The sequence below is a fragment of the Microbacterium sp. Z6_144 genome (assembly GCF_057197625.1).
Map to the genome: position 1 here is coordinate 1,798,942 of NZ_JBXVPT010000001.1, position 16,353 is coordinate 1,815,294.

Annotated in this window: 13 protein-coding genes; 12 read left to right on the top strand and 1 reads right to left on the bottom strand. The window is 71.5% G+C overall.

What is annotated here, in order from left to right; all coding sequences use genetic code 11:
* The first annotated feature begins 3 nt into the window (after positions 1-3).
* From AC2DGY_RS08800 to gmk, 7 genes are read left to right on the top strand one after another with little or no spacing between them, the layout of a single operon-like run.
* Positions 4-972, top strand: a complete 969-nt coding sequence (locus AC2DGY_RS08800; protein WP_484509311.1) for an aspartate carbamoyltransferase catalytic subunit — start codon at positions 4-6, stop codon at positions 970-972.
* Complete coding sequence (locus AC2DGY_RS08805) at positions 969-2,279, top strand: dihydroorotase (protein ID WP_484509312.1); 1,311 nt, start codon at positions 969-971, stop codon at positions 2,277-2,279. Before AC2DGY_RS08800 ends, AC2DGY_RS08805 begins: the two co-directional genes overlap by 4 nt.
* A complete protein-coding gene (locus AC2DGY_RS08810; protein WP_484509313.1) occupies positions 2,276-2,773 on the top strand; it encodes a PH-like domain-containing protein in 498 nt (165 codons plus the stop codon). Before AC2DGY_RS08805 ends, AC2DGY_RS08810 begins: the two co-directional genes overlap by 4 nt.
* Positions 2,770-3,930, top strand: coding sequence for a glutamine-hydrolyzing carbamoyl-phosphate synthase small subunit (gene carA / locus AC2DGY_RS08815; RefSeq protein ID WP_484509314.1), 1,161 nt, complete (start codon positions 2,770-2,772; stop codon positions 3,928-3,930). Before AC2DGY_RS08810 ends, carA begins: the two co-directional genes overlap by 4 nt.
* On the top strand, positions 3,923-7,210 hold the full coding sequence (gene carB / locus AC2DGY_RS08820) for a carbamoyl-phosphate synthase large subunit (RefSeq protein WP_484509315.1): 3,288 nt from the start codon (positions 3,923-3,925) through the stop codon (positions 7,208-7,210). The genes carA and carB overlap by 8 nt, the downstream gene beginning before the upstream one ends.
* Positions 7,207-8,055 (top strand): orotidine-5'-phosphate decarboxylase, encoded by an 849-nt coding sequence (gene pyrF, locus AC2DGY_RS08825; RefSeq protein ID WP_484509316.1) that lies wholly within the window; start codon positions 7,207-7,209, stop codon positions 8,053-8,055. The genes carB and pyrF overlap by 4 nt, the downstream gene beginning before the upstream one ends.
* The gene (gene gmk / locus AC2DGY_RS08830) at positions 8,048-8,944 is read left to right on the top strand and encodes a guanylate kinase (RefSeq protein ID WP_484509317.1); all 897 of its coding nucleotides are present in this window, start codon (positions 8,048-8,050) and stop codon (positions 8,942-8,944) included. The genes pyrF and gmk overlap by 8 nt, the downstream gene beginning before the upstream one ends.
* A gap of 46 nt (positions 8,945-8,990) precedes the next feature.
* Here gmk and AC2DGY_RS08835 read toward each other — a convergent pair whose 3' ends face one another.
* Positions 8,991-9,974: a DUF418 domain-containing protein gene (locus tag AC2DGY_RS08835; protein WP_484509318.1), complete on the bottom strand. Its 984-nt coding sequence runs from the start codon at positions 9,972-9,974 to the stop codon at positions 8,991-8,993.
* A gap of 178 nt (positions 9,975-10,152) precedes the next feature.
* On the opposite strand from AC2DGY_RS08835, the gene AC2DGY_RS08840 reads away from it, so the two are divergent.
* The 5 genes from AC2DGY_RS08840 to fmt all read left to right on the top strand — a co-directional run bounded on the left by AC2DGY_RS08840 (position 10,153) and on the right by fmt (position 16,352).
* Positions 10,153-11,739, top strand: coding sequence for a gamma-glutamyltransferase (locus AC2DGY_RS08840; protein ID WP_484509319.1), 1,587 nt, complete (start codon positions 10,153-10,155; stop codon positions 11,737-11,739).
* A 102-nt stretch (positions 11,740-11,841) separates the two neighbouring features.
* Entirely contained in the window at positions 11,842-12,096 is a 255-nt protein-coding gene (gene rpoZ / locus AC2DGY_RS08845) for a DNA-directed RNA polymerase subunit omega (protein WP_484509320.1), read from the top strand.
* A 135-nt stretch (positions 12,097-12,231) separates the two neighbouring features.
* Positions 12,232-13,425, top strand: coding sequence for a methionine adenosyltransferase (metK, locus tag AC2DGY_RS08850; protein ID WP_484509321.1), 1,194 nt, complete (start codon positions 12,232-12,234; stop codon positions 13,423-13,425).
* 27 nt (positions 13,426-13,452) lie between these two features.
* On the top strand, positions 13,453-15,423 hold the full coding sequence (locus AC2DGY_RS08855) for a primosomal protein N' family DNA-binding protein (RefSeq protein WP_484509322.1): 1,971 nt from the start codon (positions 13,453-13,455) through the stop codon (positions 15,421-15,423).
* 8 nt (positions 15,424-15,431) lie between these two features.
* Positions 15,432-16,352, top strand: a complete 921-nt coding sequence (gene fmt, locus AC2DGY_RS08860; protein ID WP_484509323.1) for a methionyl-tRNA formyltransferase — start codon at positions 15,432-15,434, stop codon at positions 16,350-16,352.
* The last annotated feature ends 1 nt before the right edge of the window (position 16,353 follow it).

Consider the following 16,353-nt stretch of genomic DNA (forward strand, 5'->3'; position numbering starts at 1 on the left):
CGGATGCAGCATCTGCTCGACACGCAGACCCTCGGGTACGACGACGCGCTCCGCATCCTCGACGTGGCCGAGGACATGTCCGACACCCAGCGCCGCGAGGTGCGGAAGCTCCCGACCCTCCGCGGCAAGACGGTCGTGAACCTCTTCTTCGAAGACTCCACGCGCACGCGGATCTCGTTCGAGGCCGCGGCCAAGCGGCTCTCGGCCGACGTCATCAACTTCTCCGCCAAGGGCTCCAGCGTCTCCAAGGGCGAGTCGCTCCAGGACACCGCCCAGACGCTGCAGGCGATGGGCGCGGATGCGGTGGTCATCCGCCACGGCGCCTCCGGTGCGCCCCGCACCCTCGCCACGAGCGGCTGGATCAGCGCGGGTGTGATCAACGCCGGCGACGGCACCCACGAGCACCCGACCCAGGCGCTGCTGGACGCCTTCACGATCCGCAAGCGCACGCACGGCGACGCCAGCCGCGGCCGCGACCTCGCCGGGCTCCGCGTCACGATCGTCGGCGATGTCCTGCACTCCCGCGTGGCCCGGTCCAACGTGTGGCTGCTGACCACCCTCGGTGCGGAGGTGACGCTCGTCGCCCCGCCCACCCTCGTGCCGCAGGACATGTCGCGCTGGCCCGTGCGCGTGCTGTTCGATCTGGATGAGGCGATCGCGCAGGCTCCCGACGCGCTGATGATGCTGCGCATCCAGCTGGAGCGGATGAATGCCGCGTATTTCCCCACTGAGCGGGAGTATTCCCGCCGGTGGGGACTGGATGCGCGGCGGCTGGCGTCGCTGCCGCCCGGTAGCATTGTCATGCACCCCGGACCCATGAACCGGGGTCTGGAGATCTCCGCCGAAGCCGCCGATTCCGATCGCTCGACGGTGCTCGAGCAGGTCGCGAACGGCGTGTCCGTGCGGATGGCCGTGCTGTACCTGCTGCTGGCAGGCGAGCGCGCCGCAAGCGAACGAGAGGACGACCGATGACAGACACCTTCGTCCTCACCGGCGCCGCCATCGACGGGGGCGCGACCGCCGACCTCGTCATCGCCGACGGCGTGATCACCGAGGTCGGCACCGGCCTGACCCGCGCCGGCGCGACGGTGATCGACGCGGACGGGCTCATCGCCCTCCCCGGGCTCGTCGATCTGCACAGCCATCTGCGCGAACCCGGGTACGAGGCATCCGAGACGATCCTCACCGGGTCGCGCGCCGCCGCGGCGGGCGGGTTCACGACGGTCTTCGCGATGCCGAACACCTCGCCCGTGGCCGACACGGCCGGAGTCGTGGAGCAGGAACTGGCGCTCGGTGAGGCCGCCGGCTACGTGTCGGTGCAGCCGATCGGCGCGGTCACCGTCGGGCAGAAGGGCGAACGCCTGGCCGAACTGGGCGCCATGGCCGATTCCCGCGCCCGCGTGCGCGTCTTCAGCGACGACGGATTCTGCGTGTGGGACCCGCTGATCATGCGCCGAGCACTGGAGTACGTGAAGGCCTTCGACGGCGTCGTCGCCCAGCACGCGCAGGATCCGCGCCTGACCGAGGGCGCGCAGATGAACGAGGGCGCCGTCTCCGCGGAATTGGGCCTGGCCGGGTGGCCGGCCGTCGCCGAGGAGTCGATCATCGCCCGCGACGTCCTCCTCGCCGAGCACGTCGGGTCGCGCCTGCACGTGTGCCACCTCTCCACCGCCGGATCGGTCGACATCATCCGCTGGGCCAAGAAGCGCGGCGTCGACGTGACCGCCGAGGTCACCCCGCACCACCTCCTCCTCACGGACGAGCTCGTGCGCGGTTACGACCCGCGCTTCAAGGTCAACCCGCCGCTGCGGCGCGAGGAGGACGTGATGGCCGTCCGCGCGGGCCTGGCCGACGGCACGATCGACATCGTCGCCACCGACCACGCCCCGCATCCCGCCGAGGCCAAGGCGTGCGAATGGCCGGCCGCGGCCAACGGCATGGTGGGCCTGGAGAGCGCCCTGCGCGTCGTGCAACTCGCGATGGTCGACACCGGCCTGCTCACGTGGGCGGATGTCGCGCGGGTGATGTCGCGCGTGCCGGCCCGCATCGGACGACGTGCCGATGCCGGAACGCCGCTGGCGGCGGGGCAGCCGGCCTCTCTGACGCTGTACGACCCGCGCCCGCACCGCACCTTCGGCCGCGACGACCTGCATGGGCGCAGCACCAACTCGCCGTACCTGGGACGCGAACTTCCCGGGGAGGTGCGCTGGACGTTCTACGCCGGCACTCCCACGGTCGGCGACGGTCGCGTTCTGGATACGCCGGGGGTGCACTCGTGAGCCGTGAAGGCGCGCTGACGATCATGATCGGCGTGGCCGTCCTCGCCCTCGCGCTGCTGGTGTGGGCGTGGATGCGGCGTACGCGCCGCGACGCCGGCTTGGCGGCGCCGATCGGCGAGGCGCCCGGCGGCGCGGCGGTGCTCGGGACCTTCCCGGGACTGTACGTCGCCACCACGCGCGCCGGCCAGCCGCTGGAGCGCCTCGCGATCCGCGGGCTCGGCTTCCGGTCGCGCGCCGACATCACGGTGACCGACGCGGGCGTCATCCTCGATCTCCCAGGCCAGCCCCGGATGTTTCTTCCCACCGACCGCATCGTCGACGCCGCGCAGGCCACCGTCGCCATCGACCGCGTCGTCGAGCGCGACGGGCTGGCGCGCGTGTCGTGGCAGATCGACGACGACACCATCGTGGACACCTATCTCCGGCCTCAGGATGCGTCCGCACGCACCCTCACCGACACCATCCGCTCCCTTCTGCCGACAGGAAACGCATGACCTCCCGTCTTTCTCTAGACCCCGCCGTCCTAGTCCTCGAGGACGGCACCCGCTACCCCGGGCGCGCGTACGGCGCCCGCGGCACGACGCTCGGCGAAGTCGTCTTCGCCACCGGCATGACCGGCTACCAGGAGACCCTCACCGACCCCTCCTACGCCGGGCAGATCGTGCTGCAGACCGCCCCGCACATCGGCAACACCGGCATGAATGCCGAAGACACCGAGTCGCGCCGCATCTGGGTCTCGGGGTACATCGTGCGCGACCCTTCCCGCGTCGTGTCGAACTGGCGCGCGGAGGAGTCCCTCGATGACGCGCTCGTCTCCGACGGGGTCGTGGGGATCAGCGGCATCGACACCCGCGCGGTGACCCGTCGCATCCGATCGACCGGCAGTATGCGCGGCGGCATCTTCTCCGGAGACGCGGCAGCCATCGACCCGGCCGAGCAGGTGCGCATCGTGCAGGACGCGCCCGAGATGTCCGGCCGCAACCTCTCCAGCGAGGTGTCGGTCCCTGCAGCACAGGTGACGCCGGCGGTGGGGGAGCGGATCGGCAACCTCGCCGTGCTCGACCTGGGTGTCAAGCAGTCCACGATCGATAACCTCGCCGCGCGCGGGTTCGATGTGCACGTGCTCCCGCAGGACGTCACGATCGCGGAGGTGCGCGCGCTAGAACCGGTCGCGGTGTTCTACTCCAACGGACCGGGCGACCCGGCCGCCTCCGACGAGCACGTCGAGCTGCTGCGAGCGGTGCTGGATGACCGGGTGCCCTTCTTCGGCATCTGCTTCGGCAACCAGCTCCTCGGGCGCGCCCTCGGGTTCGGCACCTACAAGCTGCCCTTCGGCCACCGCGGCATCAACCAGCCGGTGCTGGACAAGAGCACCGGGCGCGTGGAGATCACCGCGCACAACCACGGCTTCGCCGTCGATGCGCCGCTGGACGGCCCCACCGACAGCCCGAGCGGCTACGGGCGGGTCGAGGTGAGCCACGTCGGCCTCAACGACCAGGTCGTCGAGGGGCTGCGAGCACTGGACATCCCGGCGTTCTCCGTGCAGTACCACCCCGAAGCGGCCGCCGGCCCCCACGACGCCAACTACCTCTTCGACCGCTTCGCCGAGATGGTCCGCGACGACCTGAGCAAGAAAGCAACCAATGCCTAAGCGCGACGACATCCGCTCCGTCCTGGTCATCGGCTCCGGCCCGATCGTCATCGGTCAGGCCGCCGAATTCGACTACTCCGGCACCCAGGCGTGCCGGGTCCTCCGCGAAGAGGGCGTGCGAGTCATCCTGGTCAACCCGAACCCGGCGACGATCATGACCGACCCCGACTTCGCCGACGCCACCTACATCGAGCCCATCACGTGGGAGGTCATCGAGACGATCGTCGCCAAGGAGCGCCCCGACGCGATCCTGCCGACCCTGGGCGGGCAGACGGCGCTCAACGCCGCCATTCAGCTCCACAACCACGGCATCCTCGAGAAGTACGACGTCGAGCTGATCGGGGCGAATTTCGAGGCGATCAACAAGGGCGAGGATCGTCAGATCTTCAAGCAGCTCGTCATCGACGCCGGGGCGGATGTCGCGGCCTCCCGGATCGCGCACACGATGGACGAGGTGCTCGCTGCCGCCGACGAACTGGGCTACCCGCTCGTCGTGCGCCCCTCCTTCACGATGGGCGGACTCGGCTCCGGCTTCGCCTATGACGAGAAGGACCTCCGCCGCATAGCCGGCGCGGGCCTTCATGACTCGCCCACGCACGAGGTGCTCCTGGAGGAGTCGATCCTCGGGTGGAAGGAGTACGAGCTCGAACTCATGCGCGACACGGCCGACAACACCGTCGTGGTGTGCTCGATCGAGAACGTCGACCCGGTCGGCGTCCACACGGGCGACTCGATCACCGTCGCCCCCGCCCTGACCCTCACCGACCGCGAGTACCAGAAGCTCCGCGACATCGGCATCGACATCATCCGCGCGGTGGGCGTGGACACCGGAGGGTGCAACATCCAGTTCGCCGTCGACCCCGCCAGCGGCCGCATCATCGTCATCGAGATGAACCCGCGGGTCTCGCGCTCCTCGGCGCTGGCCTCCAAGGCCACGGGCTTCCCGATCGCGAAGATCGCCGCGAAGCTCGCGATCGGCTACCGGCTGGATGAGATCCCCAACGACATCACGAAGGTGACGCCGGCAAGCTTCGAGCCGACGCTGGACTACGTCGTCGTGAAGGTACCGAGGTTCAACTTCGAGAAGTTCCCCGCCGCCGACACGACCCTCACGACGACCATGAAGTCCGTCGGCGAGGCCATGGCGATCGGACGCAACTACACCACCGCGCTGCAGAAGGCGCTGCGCTCCCTCGAGAAGCGCGGATCGAGCTTCCACTGGGGCGACGAGGAGCGCTCGATGGAGGAGCTCCTCGAGGTCGCGAAGACCCCCACCGACGGCCGCATCGTCGTGCTGCAGCAGGCCCTGCGCAAGGGCGCGACGATCGAGCAGGCCTTCGAGGCCACCGCGATCGACCCCTGGTTCCTCGATCAGATCGTGCTGATCAACGAGGTCGCCGAGACGGTGCGCACGGCGGACGAACTGGATGCCGACACCCTGCGCCTGGCGAAGGAGCACGGCTTCAGCGACGTGCAGATCGCGCAGCTGCGCGGCGACACCGAGACCGAGGTCCGGGGCGTCCGCACGGCGCTGGGCGTCCGCCCGGTCTACAAGACCGTCGACACGTGCGCCGGCGAATTCCCCGCCCTCACGCCCTACCACTACTCCAGCTACGACGTGGAGACGGAGGTCGCCCCGTCGGAGCGCACCAAGGTCGTCATCATCGGCTCCGGCCCTAACCGCATCGGTCAGGGCGTCGAGTTCGACTACTCGTGCGTGCACGCGTCGTTCGCGCTGTCGGACGCCGGGTACGAGACCATCATGGTCAACTGCAACCCGGAGACCGTCTCCACCGACTACGACACGTCCGATCGCCTGTACTTCGAGCCGCTCACCCTGGAGGACGTGCTCGAGGTGCTCCACGCCGAATCCGCCTCGGGCGAGATCCTCGGCGTCATCTGCCAGCTCGGCGGACAGACGCCGCTGGGGCTGGCCCGCGGGATCGAGGCCGCCGGCTACCGCATCCTCGGCACGAGCCCGGCCGCGATCGACCTCGCCGAGGAACGCGAGCAGTTCTCGCGCGTCCTGGACGAGGCGGGCCTCGTCGCCCCCCGCAGCGGCACGGCCGTGGACGTGGACGGCGCCGTCATCATCGCCGAAGAGGTCGGCTATCCCGTGCTGGTGCGCCCGAGCTTCGTGCTCGGCGGGCGCGGCATGGAGATCGTGTACGACTCGGCGAGCCTCCGCGACTACTTCGTCCGGATCGCCGACCAGGCCATCATCGGCCCCGGCATGCCGCTGCTGGTCGACCGCTTCCTCGACGACGCCATCGAGCTGGACGTGGACGCGCTGTACGACGGGTCGGAGCTGTACATCGGCGGGGTCATGGAGCACCTCGAGGAGGCCGGCATCCACTCCGGCGACTCCAGCTGCACCCTCCCGCCGATCTCCCTCGGCCGCGCCGACATCGACCGGGTGCGCGTGGCGACGCTCGCGATCGCCGAGGGCGTGGGGGTGCGCGGCCTCCTGAACGTGCAGTTCGCGATCTCGGCCGGGGTGCTCTACGTCATCGAGGCCAACCCGCGCGCGAGCCGCACCGTGCCGTTCGTGTCGAAGGCCCTCGGCATCCCGCTCGCGAAGGCGGCGAGCCGCATCATGGCCGGGTCCACGATCGCCGAGCTCAAGGCCGAGGGGATGCTGCCGCCCCGTGACGGCTCGCGGGTGCCGCTGGACGCCCCGGTCGCCGTGAAGGAGGCGGTGCTGCCGTTCAAGCGGTTCCGCACGAAGGACGGGCAGATCGTCGACTCCGTGCTCGGCCCCGAGATGCGCTCCACGGGAGAGGTCATGGGTATCGACCGCGACTTCCCGACCGCCTTCGCCAAGAGCCAGGAGGCCGCGTACGGCGGCATGCCGCTGGAGGGCACGGTGTTCATCTCCGTCGCCGACGCCGACAAGCGCGCGGTCATCCTGCCCGCCCACCGCCTGCAGGAACTCGGGTTCTCGCTGGTGGCCACCGAGGGCACAGCCGAGATCCTCGCCCGCAACGGCATCACCGTCACCGTCGTCAACAAGTACTCCGCGACGCAGGCCTCGGGTGAGACGAACATCGTCGACCTCATCAACACCGGCGAGATCGACATGATCGTGAACACCCCGAGCGGGGGCCTCGCCCGCGCCGACGGATACGAGATCCGCGCCGCGGCCGTCGCCGCCGACAAGGCGTTGTTCACGACGATGGCCGTGCTGGGAGCCGCCGTCAGCGCCCTCGGGGTTCTGCGCGAAGGCTTCCGCGTGCGGAGCCTCCAGGAGTACGCCGCGGATCGGGCAGAACGCTCGTGAGCGCGAGCTTCGGTTCGCGCCTGCGCGCGGCGCGCGACACCTATGGCCCGCTGTGCGTGGGGATCGACCCGCACGAGCACCTGCTGGACGGGTGGGGGATGGATGCCACGGCGGCCGCGGCACGCGAGTTCGGGCTGCGCGTCGTGGACGCGGCGGCGGGACGGGTCGGCATCGTCAAGCCGCAGGTGGCCTTCTTCGAGCGCTACGGCTCGGCGGGGTTCGCGGCCCTGGAGGACGTCCTCCGGGCGGCCCGTGACGCCGGGCTCATCGTCATCGCCGACGCCAAACGCGGCGACATCGGCTCCACCATGGACGGCTACGCCGCCGCGTGGCTCACGGCGGGAGCGCCGCTGGAGGCCGATGCGCTGACCGTCAGCCCCTACGTCGGCGTCGAGGCCCTCACCGGCACGCTCCGCCAGGCCGTCGCTGAGGGCAAGGGCGTCTTCGTCCTGGCCGCCACCAGCAACCCCGAAGCGCGCGAACTGCAGCGGGCTGACGTCGACGACGACACCGTGTCGGCGCTCGTGGTCGACCAGGTGACCGCGTTCAACGCCGCGACGACGCCCGAGGGGGAGTGGGGAAGCATCGGCGTCGTCATCGGCGCGACCGTCGACCTCGTCGCCGCGGGCCTGGGCCTGGGGACCGAACATCCCGTCGCGCCGATCCTGGCGCCCGGGTTCGGCGCGCAGGGTGCTCGTCCGCAAGACCTCCCGAGCCTGTTCGGACCGCGTTCTGCGGCGGTGCTGGCCAGCGAGAGCCGCAGCATCCTCTCGGCGGGCCCCGCCGGCCTCGCGGAGCGCATCGACGAACGGTCGGCGCTCTACCGGGAGGCGATCGATGTCTGACGCCCGCCGTCCACCCGAGGTCGACCGCGCCGCAGCCTCCCGGCGCGCGGTGGCGGCGCGGCGCGAGCGCGCGGCGCTGAAAAGGGATGTCACCACCCGGGTGATCACGCCGCAGGAGCTGCTGCGCCGGGCCCTCGCCGAACCGGACTCCGCTGCCGGTGCGATGCGCGTACCGGAGTTCCTCACCGCCATCCCGGCGATCGGGGAGGGGAAGCGCGACCGCATCCTCACCGACCTGGCGATCTCGCCGGTCAAGCGCCTGGGCGGGCTCGGGGCCCGTCAGCGGCGCGCGCTGCAGGAGTTCCTGGACACCCGGTGGCCCGAGCCGAAGCCCCGCCCGGGCCGGAGCCGCCTCATCGTGCTGGCCGGTCCCACCGCCGTGGGCAAGGGCACGGTCGCCGCGCACATCAAGGAGCACCACCCCGACATCCATCTGTCGGTGTCGGCGACGACGCGCCCGCCGCGGCCGGGCGAGGTCGACGGTGAGCACTACTACTTCGTCGACGACGCCGAGTTCGACCGGCTGGTGGAGACCGGCGCGCTGCTGGAGCACGCGACGGTGCACAACCGGTACCGCTACGGAACGCCGCGCGAGCCGATCGAGAAGGTGCTCGCCGACGGCGGCACGGCACTCCTGGAGATCGATCTGCAGGGGGCGCGGCAGGTGCGCGCCGCCGACCCGTCGGCGCTGCTGGTGTTCCTCCTGCCTCCGAGCTGGGACGAGCTGGTGAACCGCCTGGTCGGACGCGGCACGGAGGACGCCGAGGAACGTGCGCGGCGTCTGCGGACTGCCCGCACCGAGCTCGCTGCCCAGAACGAGTTCGACTACCACGTGGTCAACGACGACGTCGCCTCCGCGGCGGAGCAGGTCGTCGCCGTCGCGCGCTGAGCCCCCGCGCGGCCGAGGCGTCGCCACCTTGGCCGCGCCGTGATGATCACCTCGGCGAAGGTCGCAGCCACCTGCCGCGGCTCAGCCACTCCAGCGGGCCGATCGGGCTCCTGCTCTGCAGCAGGGCTGCCACGGTGAACATCACCGCGAGGATCGCAGCCGAGACGACGATCGCGCCGTGCACGTCGAGATCTCCGAACGGGCGGATCAGCACCAGCAGGAGCACGTGCAGGACGTACATCGTCAGCGACATCCGCCCGAGCATACCGAGCGGCGCCAGCAGCCTCTGCCCGCGCTCACGGACCAGGAGCAGAGCACCGGTCAGCAGGATCGCGCTGCCGACGGCGCTGATGATCCACAGGGGCATCTGGCCGTGGGCGGCTGCGGTCAGAAGGAGCCCCCAGCCTTCTTGGCAGTCGCCCGCCAGCGCATCGACGGCCAGCGGAAGGATCGTGGCCACCGCGCCTGCGGTGACCATGCGCTCAGGCACGCGGTGGTCCGACAGGTTCAACCGCCCCACGATCATTCCGACCACGAACGGCACCAGCCAGATCACGAGCGGGTAGGGGCCGCTCAAGAGGACGGCGTGCAACGGATTGTCGTTCGCGACGAATTGACGCACCGTAGCCGCGCCTGAGATGCGCTCGCTGAGGAGCAGCGTCGGGCCGCTGATTGCGAGCACCGATGCGAACACGATGAGCACTCGGGTGGAGAGCCCGCGCAGGAGGAGGGCGACCACGAACGCGGCAGCGTAGACGGGCAGGATGATGTTGATGTCGTGAGGCAGGGGCAGCAGCGCGGCACCCAGGACCAGCAGGACCGCCACGCGCCACAGCACGATCCGCGTCTGGATCCCGCGCTGCAGCGCCAGGGTCATGCCGATTCCCGCCACCACGACGAACAGCACGGAAGCACGGCCCGCCGGCAGCATGTACAGCTCGTACAGCAGAACGTCGCTGGGGGTCGGATGGACATTCACCAGAAGCATCCCGATCACCGCGAGCCCTCGGACCGCGTCGATCGCCGACATCCTCGTTCGATGCCCCTGCCGGTGCCACCGCTCTTGGACGTCCATTTCGAGATGCACGGCCACAGTGAAAGCGGCGACCCTGCGTGTCGACCTTGCGCGATCTGTGAAACGGGTGCGTCTCGCGCTTCTACCGGGGAATTCGCAGGCGGGCCCATCTCAGGGCGGTTATCTTCCGTCGATGGCCTCCTCACGCGCACCGGTTCTCGCGGTGCTTTCGATCCTCGCCCTGGCGCTGTCGGGCTGCACCGCCGCCGCGCCGCAGTCCACCCCGACGCCGATGACCACCGCGCCACCAGAACCCACGCCCACGGCAACGCCCTCGGCGGCGCCCGCGCTGGGCGCGGGCGGCGTGAGCGCCGGGCATCCCCTGTCGGCTGAGGCCGGACGCGATGTCCTCGCGGCGGGTGGGACGGCGCTGGACGCGGCCGTTGCGGCCGCGTTCGCCGACGCGGTCGTCCAGCCCTTCGCGTCCGGCATCGGCGGCGGCGGCAACGCGGTCGTCGTCGATGGGGATCAGGTGGTCAACGTCGACTTCCGCGAGACTCTGCGCATGTCGGGACGCATGCCCTCGAGCCTCACGGGGATCCCCGGATTCGTCGCAGGCATGGCAGACCTGCACGCGAACGGGGGCGTGCTGCCGTGGGCGGACGTCCTCGAACCCGCCGTTCGGCTCGCCGAGGAGGGCGCCGTGGTGACCGCGTACGTGGCGTCCTACCTCGCGAAGGCGCCGACCGCCGACCTTCGCGTGCGCGAGGGAGACGTGCTGGTCCAGCCTGAGCTCGCCGCGACGCTCCGCACGCTGCAGTCCGAAGGCCCCGCCGCCTTCTACACGGGTTCGCTCGTCCTGGCTCTCACCGGGGTCGACGGGATCGACGCCGAATCCCTCGCCGCGTACCGCGTTCAGCGCACCGACCCTCCGCGCGGCCCGTTCGCCGGGTACGAGGTCGTCTCCGCGTCGCCCGCGCTGGCGGGCGCCGCGCTCATCCAGCAGCTGCAGATCGCCGAAGCGCGGGGGATCGGCGACGTCCCGGCCGGATCCGCGGCGTTCGCCGATGCGCAGACGCGGGCCTGGCGGGTCGCGGAACAGTCCGTGCGCGCCTTCAGCGACCCGGCGTTCGGTCCGGTTCCCACCGACCACCTGACCGATCCCGCGGCGAACGCCGCTCTGGCCGCCGCACCCGCCGCCGCGTCGGCCATCGCGTCGGGTCCGGATGCGACGGGCAATACCACGCACATCTCCGTGGTCGACCCCGATGGCCGCGCGGTCTCCATGACCAACACGATCATGGACTTCTGGGGCTCGGGCACCCGGGTCGGCGGATTCTTCCTCAACAATCAGCTGATCCGATTCGGGCAGACGCCCGATCCGGCTCGCGCGGGCGCACGCCCGGTGAGCTGGTCGACTCCGACGATCCTGTTGGACGACGAAGGGCGCGTGGCCCTCGTCGTCGGCTCGCCCGGGGGACGGCAGATCCTCAACGCGGTCGCCCAGGTCACGACGCTGTGGGCGCTGCACAGGCTCCCCCTCGACCAGGCGGTGCAGAGCGGGCGATTCCACGGCGAACCGGACGGCTCCATCACGACGGAGGACGCCGCGCTCGCCGCGGACCTGCGGGCGCTGGGTTACTCAGCGACCTCGGTCGGGCGACAAGCGCGGTTCGGGTCGGTTCAGGCGCTCGCCGTCGACTGGAACACCCGTACCGTGCATGGTCACGCCGACGACCGTCGCACCGCGGGATTCGCCCTCCTCGAACAGGGCGGATGACACGCCGGCTCCCAACCGGGCACGGTACACTGGGGGGACGCTTCGGCGCCGATCGCGCCGCTTCACTGCGCGACGACCGTCGCTTAATCAGGAGGTTTCGCCATGGCCGGAACGAACCAGGGCATCATCGATCCCCCCATCGACAGCCTGCTCGAGAAGGTGGACTCCAAGTACCAGCTCGTCATCTACGCATCCAAGCGGGCGCGTCAGATCAACGACTACTACTCGGACCTGCACGAGGGCAACCTGTTCGACAACGTCGGCCCCCTCGTGGACTCGACCGTCGAGGACAAGCCCCTCACCATCGCGCTGCACGAGATCCACGAAGACAAGCTGCGCCTGCGTCACGTCGAGTGACCTCGCGCGGGGCATGAGTCGCCCCGGACGGGCGTTTCGCCACGCTGACGTTCGCTCAGCCGGTGTCCGCCCTCCGGGGCATACTCGTGTCCGTTCCACTCACCCGAATCAGCTTCTGCCCCCGAGGGAGCATGCATGACCGAGCTTCGGCTGTTCACGTCCGAGTCCGTCACCGAGGGGCACCCCGACAAGATCTGCGACCAGATCTCCGACAGCATCCTCGACGCCATCCTCACCGAAGACCCGACGGGCCGCGTCGCGGTGGAGACGCTCGTGACCACGGGTCTCGTGCACGTGGCGGGGGAGGTCTCCACCCGGGCGTACGTCGAGATCCCCGCGATCGTGCGGGACGTCGTCAACCGCATCGGCTACACCTCGAGCGACACCGGCTTCGACGGGGAGTCGTGCGGGGTCAGCGTATCGATCGGCGCGCAGTCCTCCGACATCGCCGCGGGCGTCAATCGCGCCTTCGAGCAGCGCGAGCGCGGGTCGATCGACCCGCGGGACGAGCAGGGCGCGGGCGACCAGGGCATCATGTTCGGCTTCGCCACCACCGAGACCCCTCAGCTCATGCCGATGGCCAGCTGGACGGCGCACCGCATGGCCGAGCGCCTGGCGGCAGTCCGGCGCGACGGGCGGCTGCCGTTCCTCCGCCCCGACGGGAAGACGCAGATCACCCTCGGCTACGACGGTCAGACGCCGCGCACCGTGGAGTCGGTCGTGCTCTCCACCCAGCACCACCCGGACATCTCCCAGGAAGACCTGCGCGAGCGCGTGCGGGCGGAGGTCATCGACCCCGTGCTGGCCGACACGGGCTTGGACCTGCCGGATGTGAAGTACTACATCAACCCGGCCGGCCCCTTCGTCGTGGGCGGACCGAAGGGCGACGCCGGGCTCACCGGCCGCAAGATCATCATCGACACGTACGGGGGAGCGGCCCGCCACGGCGGGGGAGCGTTCAGCGGCAAGGATCCCTCCAAGGTCGACCGCTCCGCCGCGTACGCGATGCGCTGGGTCGCCAAGAACGCCGTCGCGGCGGGCCTGGCCGACCGTCTCGAGGTGCAGGTGGCCTACGCCATCGGCAAGGCGAGCCCGGTGGGGTTGTACGTCGAGAGCTTCGGCACGGGCCGCATCGACGACGAGGCGATCACACGAGCGATCCTGGATGTCTTCGATCTCCGCCCCAAGGCGATCATCGACTCCCTCGACCTGCTCCGCCCCATCTACGCGCAGACGGCCGCGTACGGGCACTTCGGCCGCGAGCTCCCCGACTTCACGTGGGAGCGCACCGACCGCGTCGACGAGCTGCGTGCCGCCGCCGGGATGTGACGTGACCGCGCTCGGCGGGCCGGCCGGATGACCACCCGGCGCGTGGCGCGCGTGCTGCTGGATTCGCCGCTGCCGCAGCTGGACCGCCTGTTCGACTACGCGATCCCCGGCGACGCGGACGTTGCCCCCGGCGTCCGCGTCCGCGTGCCGCTGCGCTCGGCCGGGCGGATCATCGACGGCTACGTCGTGGAGATCGACGACGAGGACGACGGCGACCGGCCGCTGTCGGAGATCGACGCGGTGGTCTCCCCGGTCCGCGTACTGCCCGCCCCGCTCTACGCTCTCGCGCGACGCGTGGCCGACCGCGCGGCGGGGTCGGCCGCCGACATCCTGCGCCTCACGATCCCCAAACGCATGGTGCGGGCGGAGAAGGCGTGGCTGGCCGCCGACGCCCCGGTCGCCGCCGCACCGGACGCGGACGCCCTCGCCCGCGCCGACCTCGCCCTCGGCGAGTATCCCGGCCTGGTCGCCGGCATCGCCGCGGGCGAACGCATGGCCGTGGATGCACCGCCACGACCTTCTCGCACCATCGCGGCCGGTGCGTGGGCGGTGCTCCTGGCCGCCGCCGCCGCCCGCACCCTGTCGGAGGGGCGGAGCGCCATCCTCGTCGTGCCCGACTACCGCGACCAGGCCGAGCTCGAACGGGCACTGGCGGCCTTCGTCTCCGCCGAGGCGGTCGTCCGCGACGATGCCGACCAGTCGGGCCCGGCGCGGTACGCGCAGTTCCTGCGCATGCTCGACGATGCACCGTGCATCGTGATCGGGCGCCGCTCGGCGGTGTACGCGCCGGTTCGCGCAGGACTCGTCGCCGTGTGGGACGACGGCGACCCGCTGCTGTCGGAACCGCTCAGCCCCGGTGTGCACGCTCGCGACGCGGCCCTCGTGCGGCAGGAGCTGGAAGGCTCCGCCCTGCTGCTGGCCGGGCACACGCGCACCACCGACGTGCAGCGTCTGGTGGAGGTGCGCTGGGTGCGGGAGATCACCGCGAGCCGGCGCGCGTCGCCCCGCGTCGTCCTCAGCGCGATGCGCGAGGGCGAACGAGGATCCCGCGTTCCCTCTGCGGCGTTCCAGGCGGCCCGGGATGCGGTCGCGCACGGGCCGGTGCTCATCCAGGTCTCCCGCCCCGGGTACGCCCCGTCGCTGGTGTGCGGGGAGTGCCGCCGCCCCGCCCGCTGTGCGTTCTGCGCCGGGCCGCTGCGCGCTGCGCGCCCCGGGGCCACGCCCACCTGCGCGTGGTGCGGACGCAGCGCCCACGGGTGGGTGTGCCCGCACTGCGAGGCGAAGACCGTACGGATGGCCTCCTCGGGCAGCGAGCGCACGGCCGACGAGCTGGGCCGTGCCTTCCCGGGGGTGCGGGTGATCGTCTCCGACGGTGCGCATCCCGTCGCCGAGGTCGACGGGAGGCCCGCGCTGGTCGTGGCCACGCGGGGTGCCGAGCCCTTCGCCCCGGGCGGATACGCCGCGGTGGTCCTGCTGGACGGCGAGCGGATGCTGATGTCCGAGGCTCTGCACATCGGCGAGGACTGCCTGCGGTGGTGGTCCAACGCGGCCGCCCAGGCCTCCCCGGGGGCGCCCGTGCACCTGGTGGGGGTGACCGGCCCGGTCGCCCGGGCACTGGCGACGTGGACTCAGCCCTCCTACGCGCGGGGGGAGCTGGCAGAGCGGGCGCCGCTGCACATGCCTCCCGCGTCCCGGCTGGCCTCGGTGGAGGGTCCGCCGAAGGCCGTCGACACCGCGCTCGACCGGCTCCGCGCCGACGTCCCCGATCTCGTTGCCGACGCGATCCTCGGCCCCGTCATCCGCACCGCCGACGCCGACGCGCCCGCCGCCCGCGCTCTCGTGCGGTTCGACTACGCGGCGGGGCGCGCCGTGGCCGAGAGCCTGCGGGCGAGCGTCATCGCCGATGCCGTCCAGGCGCGTGCCCGTGCGCGCGGCAAAGGCACACGTGCCCGCAATACACTCAGAGTCCGGTTCGACATCCCCGAGCCGGACCTGTGAGGAGAACCATGCGCCTCGTCTTCGCCGGCACGCCTGCGGCGGCCGTCCCTTCCCTGCGCGCCCTCGCGGCCGGGCCGCACGACGTCGTCGCGGTGCTCACGCGGACGGACGCACCGCTCGGCCGTAAACGCGTCCTCACGCCATCGCCGGTGGCTCAGACCGCCGTCGAGCTGGGCCTCCCCGTCGTGAAGGCCGACCGTCTCGACGACGAGGTCACCGGCACGGTGACCGAGCTCGCCCCTGATCTCGGCGTGATCGTGGCGTACGGCGCGCTCGTGCGCGAACCGCTGCTCTCCGCGCCCGCGCACGGCTGGATCAACCTGCATTTCTCCCTCCTGCCGCGCTGGCGAGGTGCCGCTCCCGTGCAGCGTGCGCTGCTCGCCGGTGACGACACACTGGGTGCCAGCGTGTTCCAACTCGTCCCGGAGCTGGACGCGGGTCCCGTGTTCGCGGAGGAGCCCTTCCCCGCGGCGGAGGCGACCGCCGGCGAGGCGCTCGATGCCCTCGCCTCCTCGGGCGCGAGCCTCCTCGCCCGCGTCGTGGACGACATCGCCGCGGGACGCGCGACCGCGGTGCCGCAGGCGGGGGAGCCGACCTTCGCCCCCAAGCTCACCCTCGCCGACGGCGTCATCGATTGGACCGCGGACGCGGCCGCGGTGCTCGCCCGCATCCGTGGAGCCACCCCTGAGCCGGGTGCGCACACGACCGTGGACGGTGCGCGGGTGAAGGTCGCGCGGGCATCCTCACCGCCCGCCGACGTGCCGCCCCTCCCGGCCGGTGACATCGCGCTGGTGGACCGGCGGGTGCTGGTGGGAACCGGCACCGACCCGGTCGAACTGATCACCGTCCAGCCCGCCGGACGCGGCGCCATGGCCGCTCCCGACTGGTGGCGCGGGCTGCGCGCAGACCGGCCGAGGGCGGGAGCGTGAG

What these genes read in the sequence shown, in the direction of transcription:
- AC2DGY_RS08800 (WP_484509311.1), top strand. Translation starts at nt 4, where the DNA reads ATGCAGCATCTGCTCGACACGCAGACCCTCGGGTACGACGACGCGCTC.
- AC2DGY_RS08805 (WP_484509312.1), top strand. Translation starts at nt 969, where the DNA reads ATGACAGACACCTTCGTCCTCACCGGCGCCGCCATCGACGGGGGCGCG.
- carA (WP_484509314.1), top strand. Translation starts at nt 2,770, where the DNA reads ATGACCTCCCGTCTTTCTCTAGACCCCGCCGTCCTAGTCCTCGAGGAC.
- carB (WP_484509315.1), top strand. Translation starts at nt 3,923, where the DNA reads ATGCCTAAGCGCGACGACATCCGCTCCGTCCTGGTCATCGGCTCCGGC.
- gmk (WP_484509317.1), top strand. Translation starts at nt 8,048, where the DNA reads ATGTCTGACGCCCGCCGTCCACCCGAGGTCGACCGCGCCGCAGCCTCC.
- AC2DGY_RS08835 (WP_484509318.1), bottom strand. Translation starts at nt 9,974, where the DNA reads ATGTCGGCGATCGACGCGGTCCGAGGGCTCGCGGTGATCGGGATGCTT.
- AC2DGY_RS08840 (WP_484509319.1), top strand. Translation starts at nt 10,153, where the DNA reads ATGGCCTCCTCACGCGCACCGGTTCTCGCGGTGCTTTCGATCCTCGCC.
- rpoZ (WP_484509320.1), top strand. Translation starts at nt 11,842, where the DNA reads ATGGCCGGAACGAACCAGGGCATCATCGATCCCCCCATCGACAGCCTG.
- metK (WP_484509321.1), top strand. Translation starts at nt 12,232, where the DNA reads ATGACCGAGCTTCGGCTGTTCACGTCCGAGTCCGTCACCGAGGGGCAC.
- AC2DGY_RS08855 (WP_484509322.1), top strand. Translation starts at nt 13,453, where the DNA reads ATGACCACCCGGCGCGTGGCGCGCGTGCTGCTGGATTCGCCGCTGCCG.
- fmt (WP_484509323.1), top strand. Translation starts at nt 15,432, where the DNA reads ATGCGCCTCGTCTTCGCCGGCACGCCTGCGGCGGCCGTCCCTTCCCTG.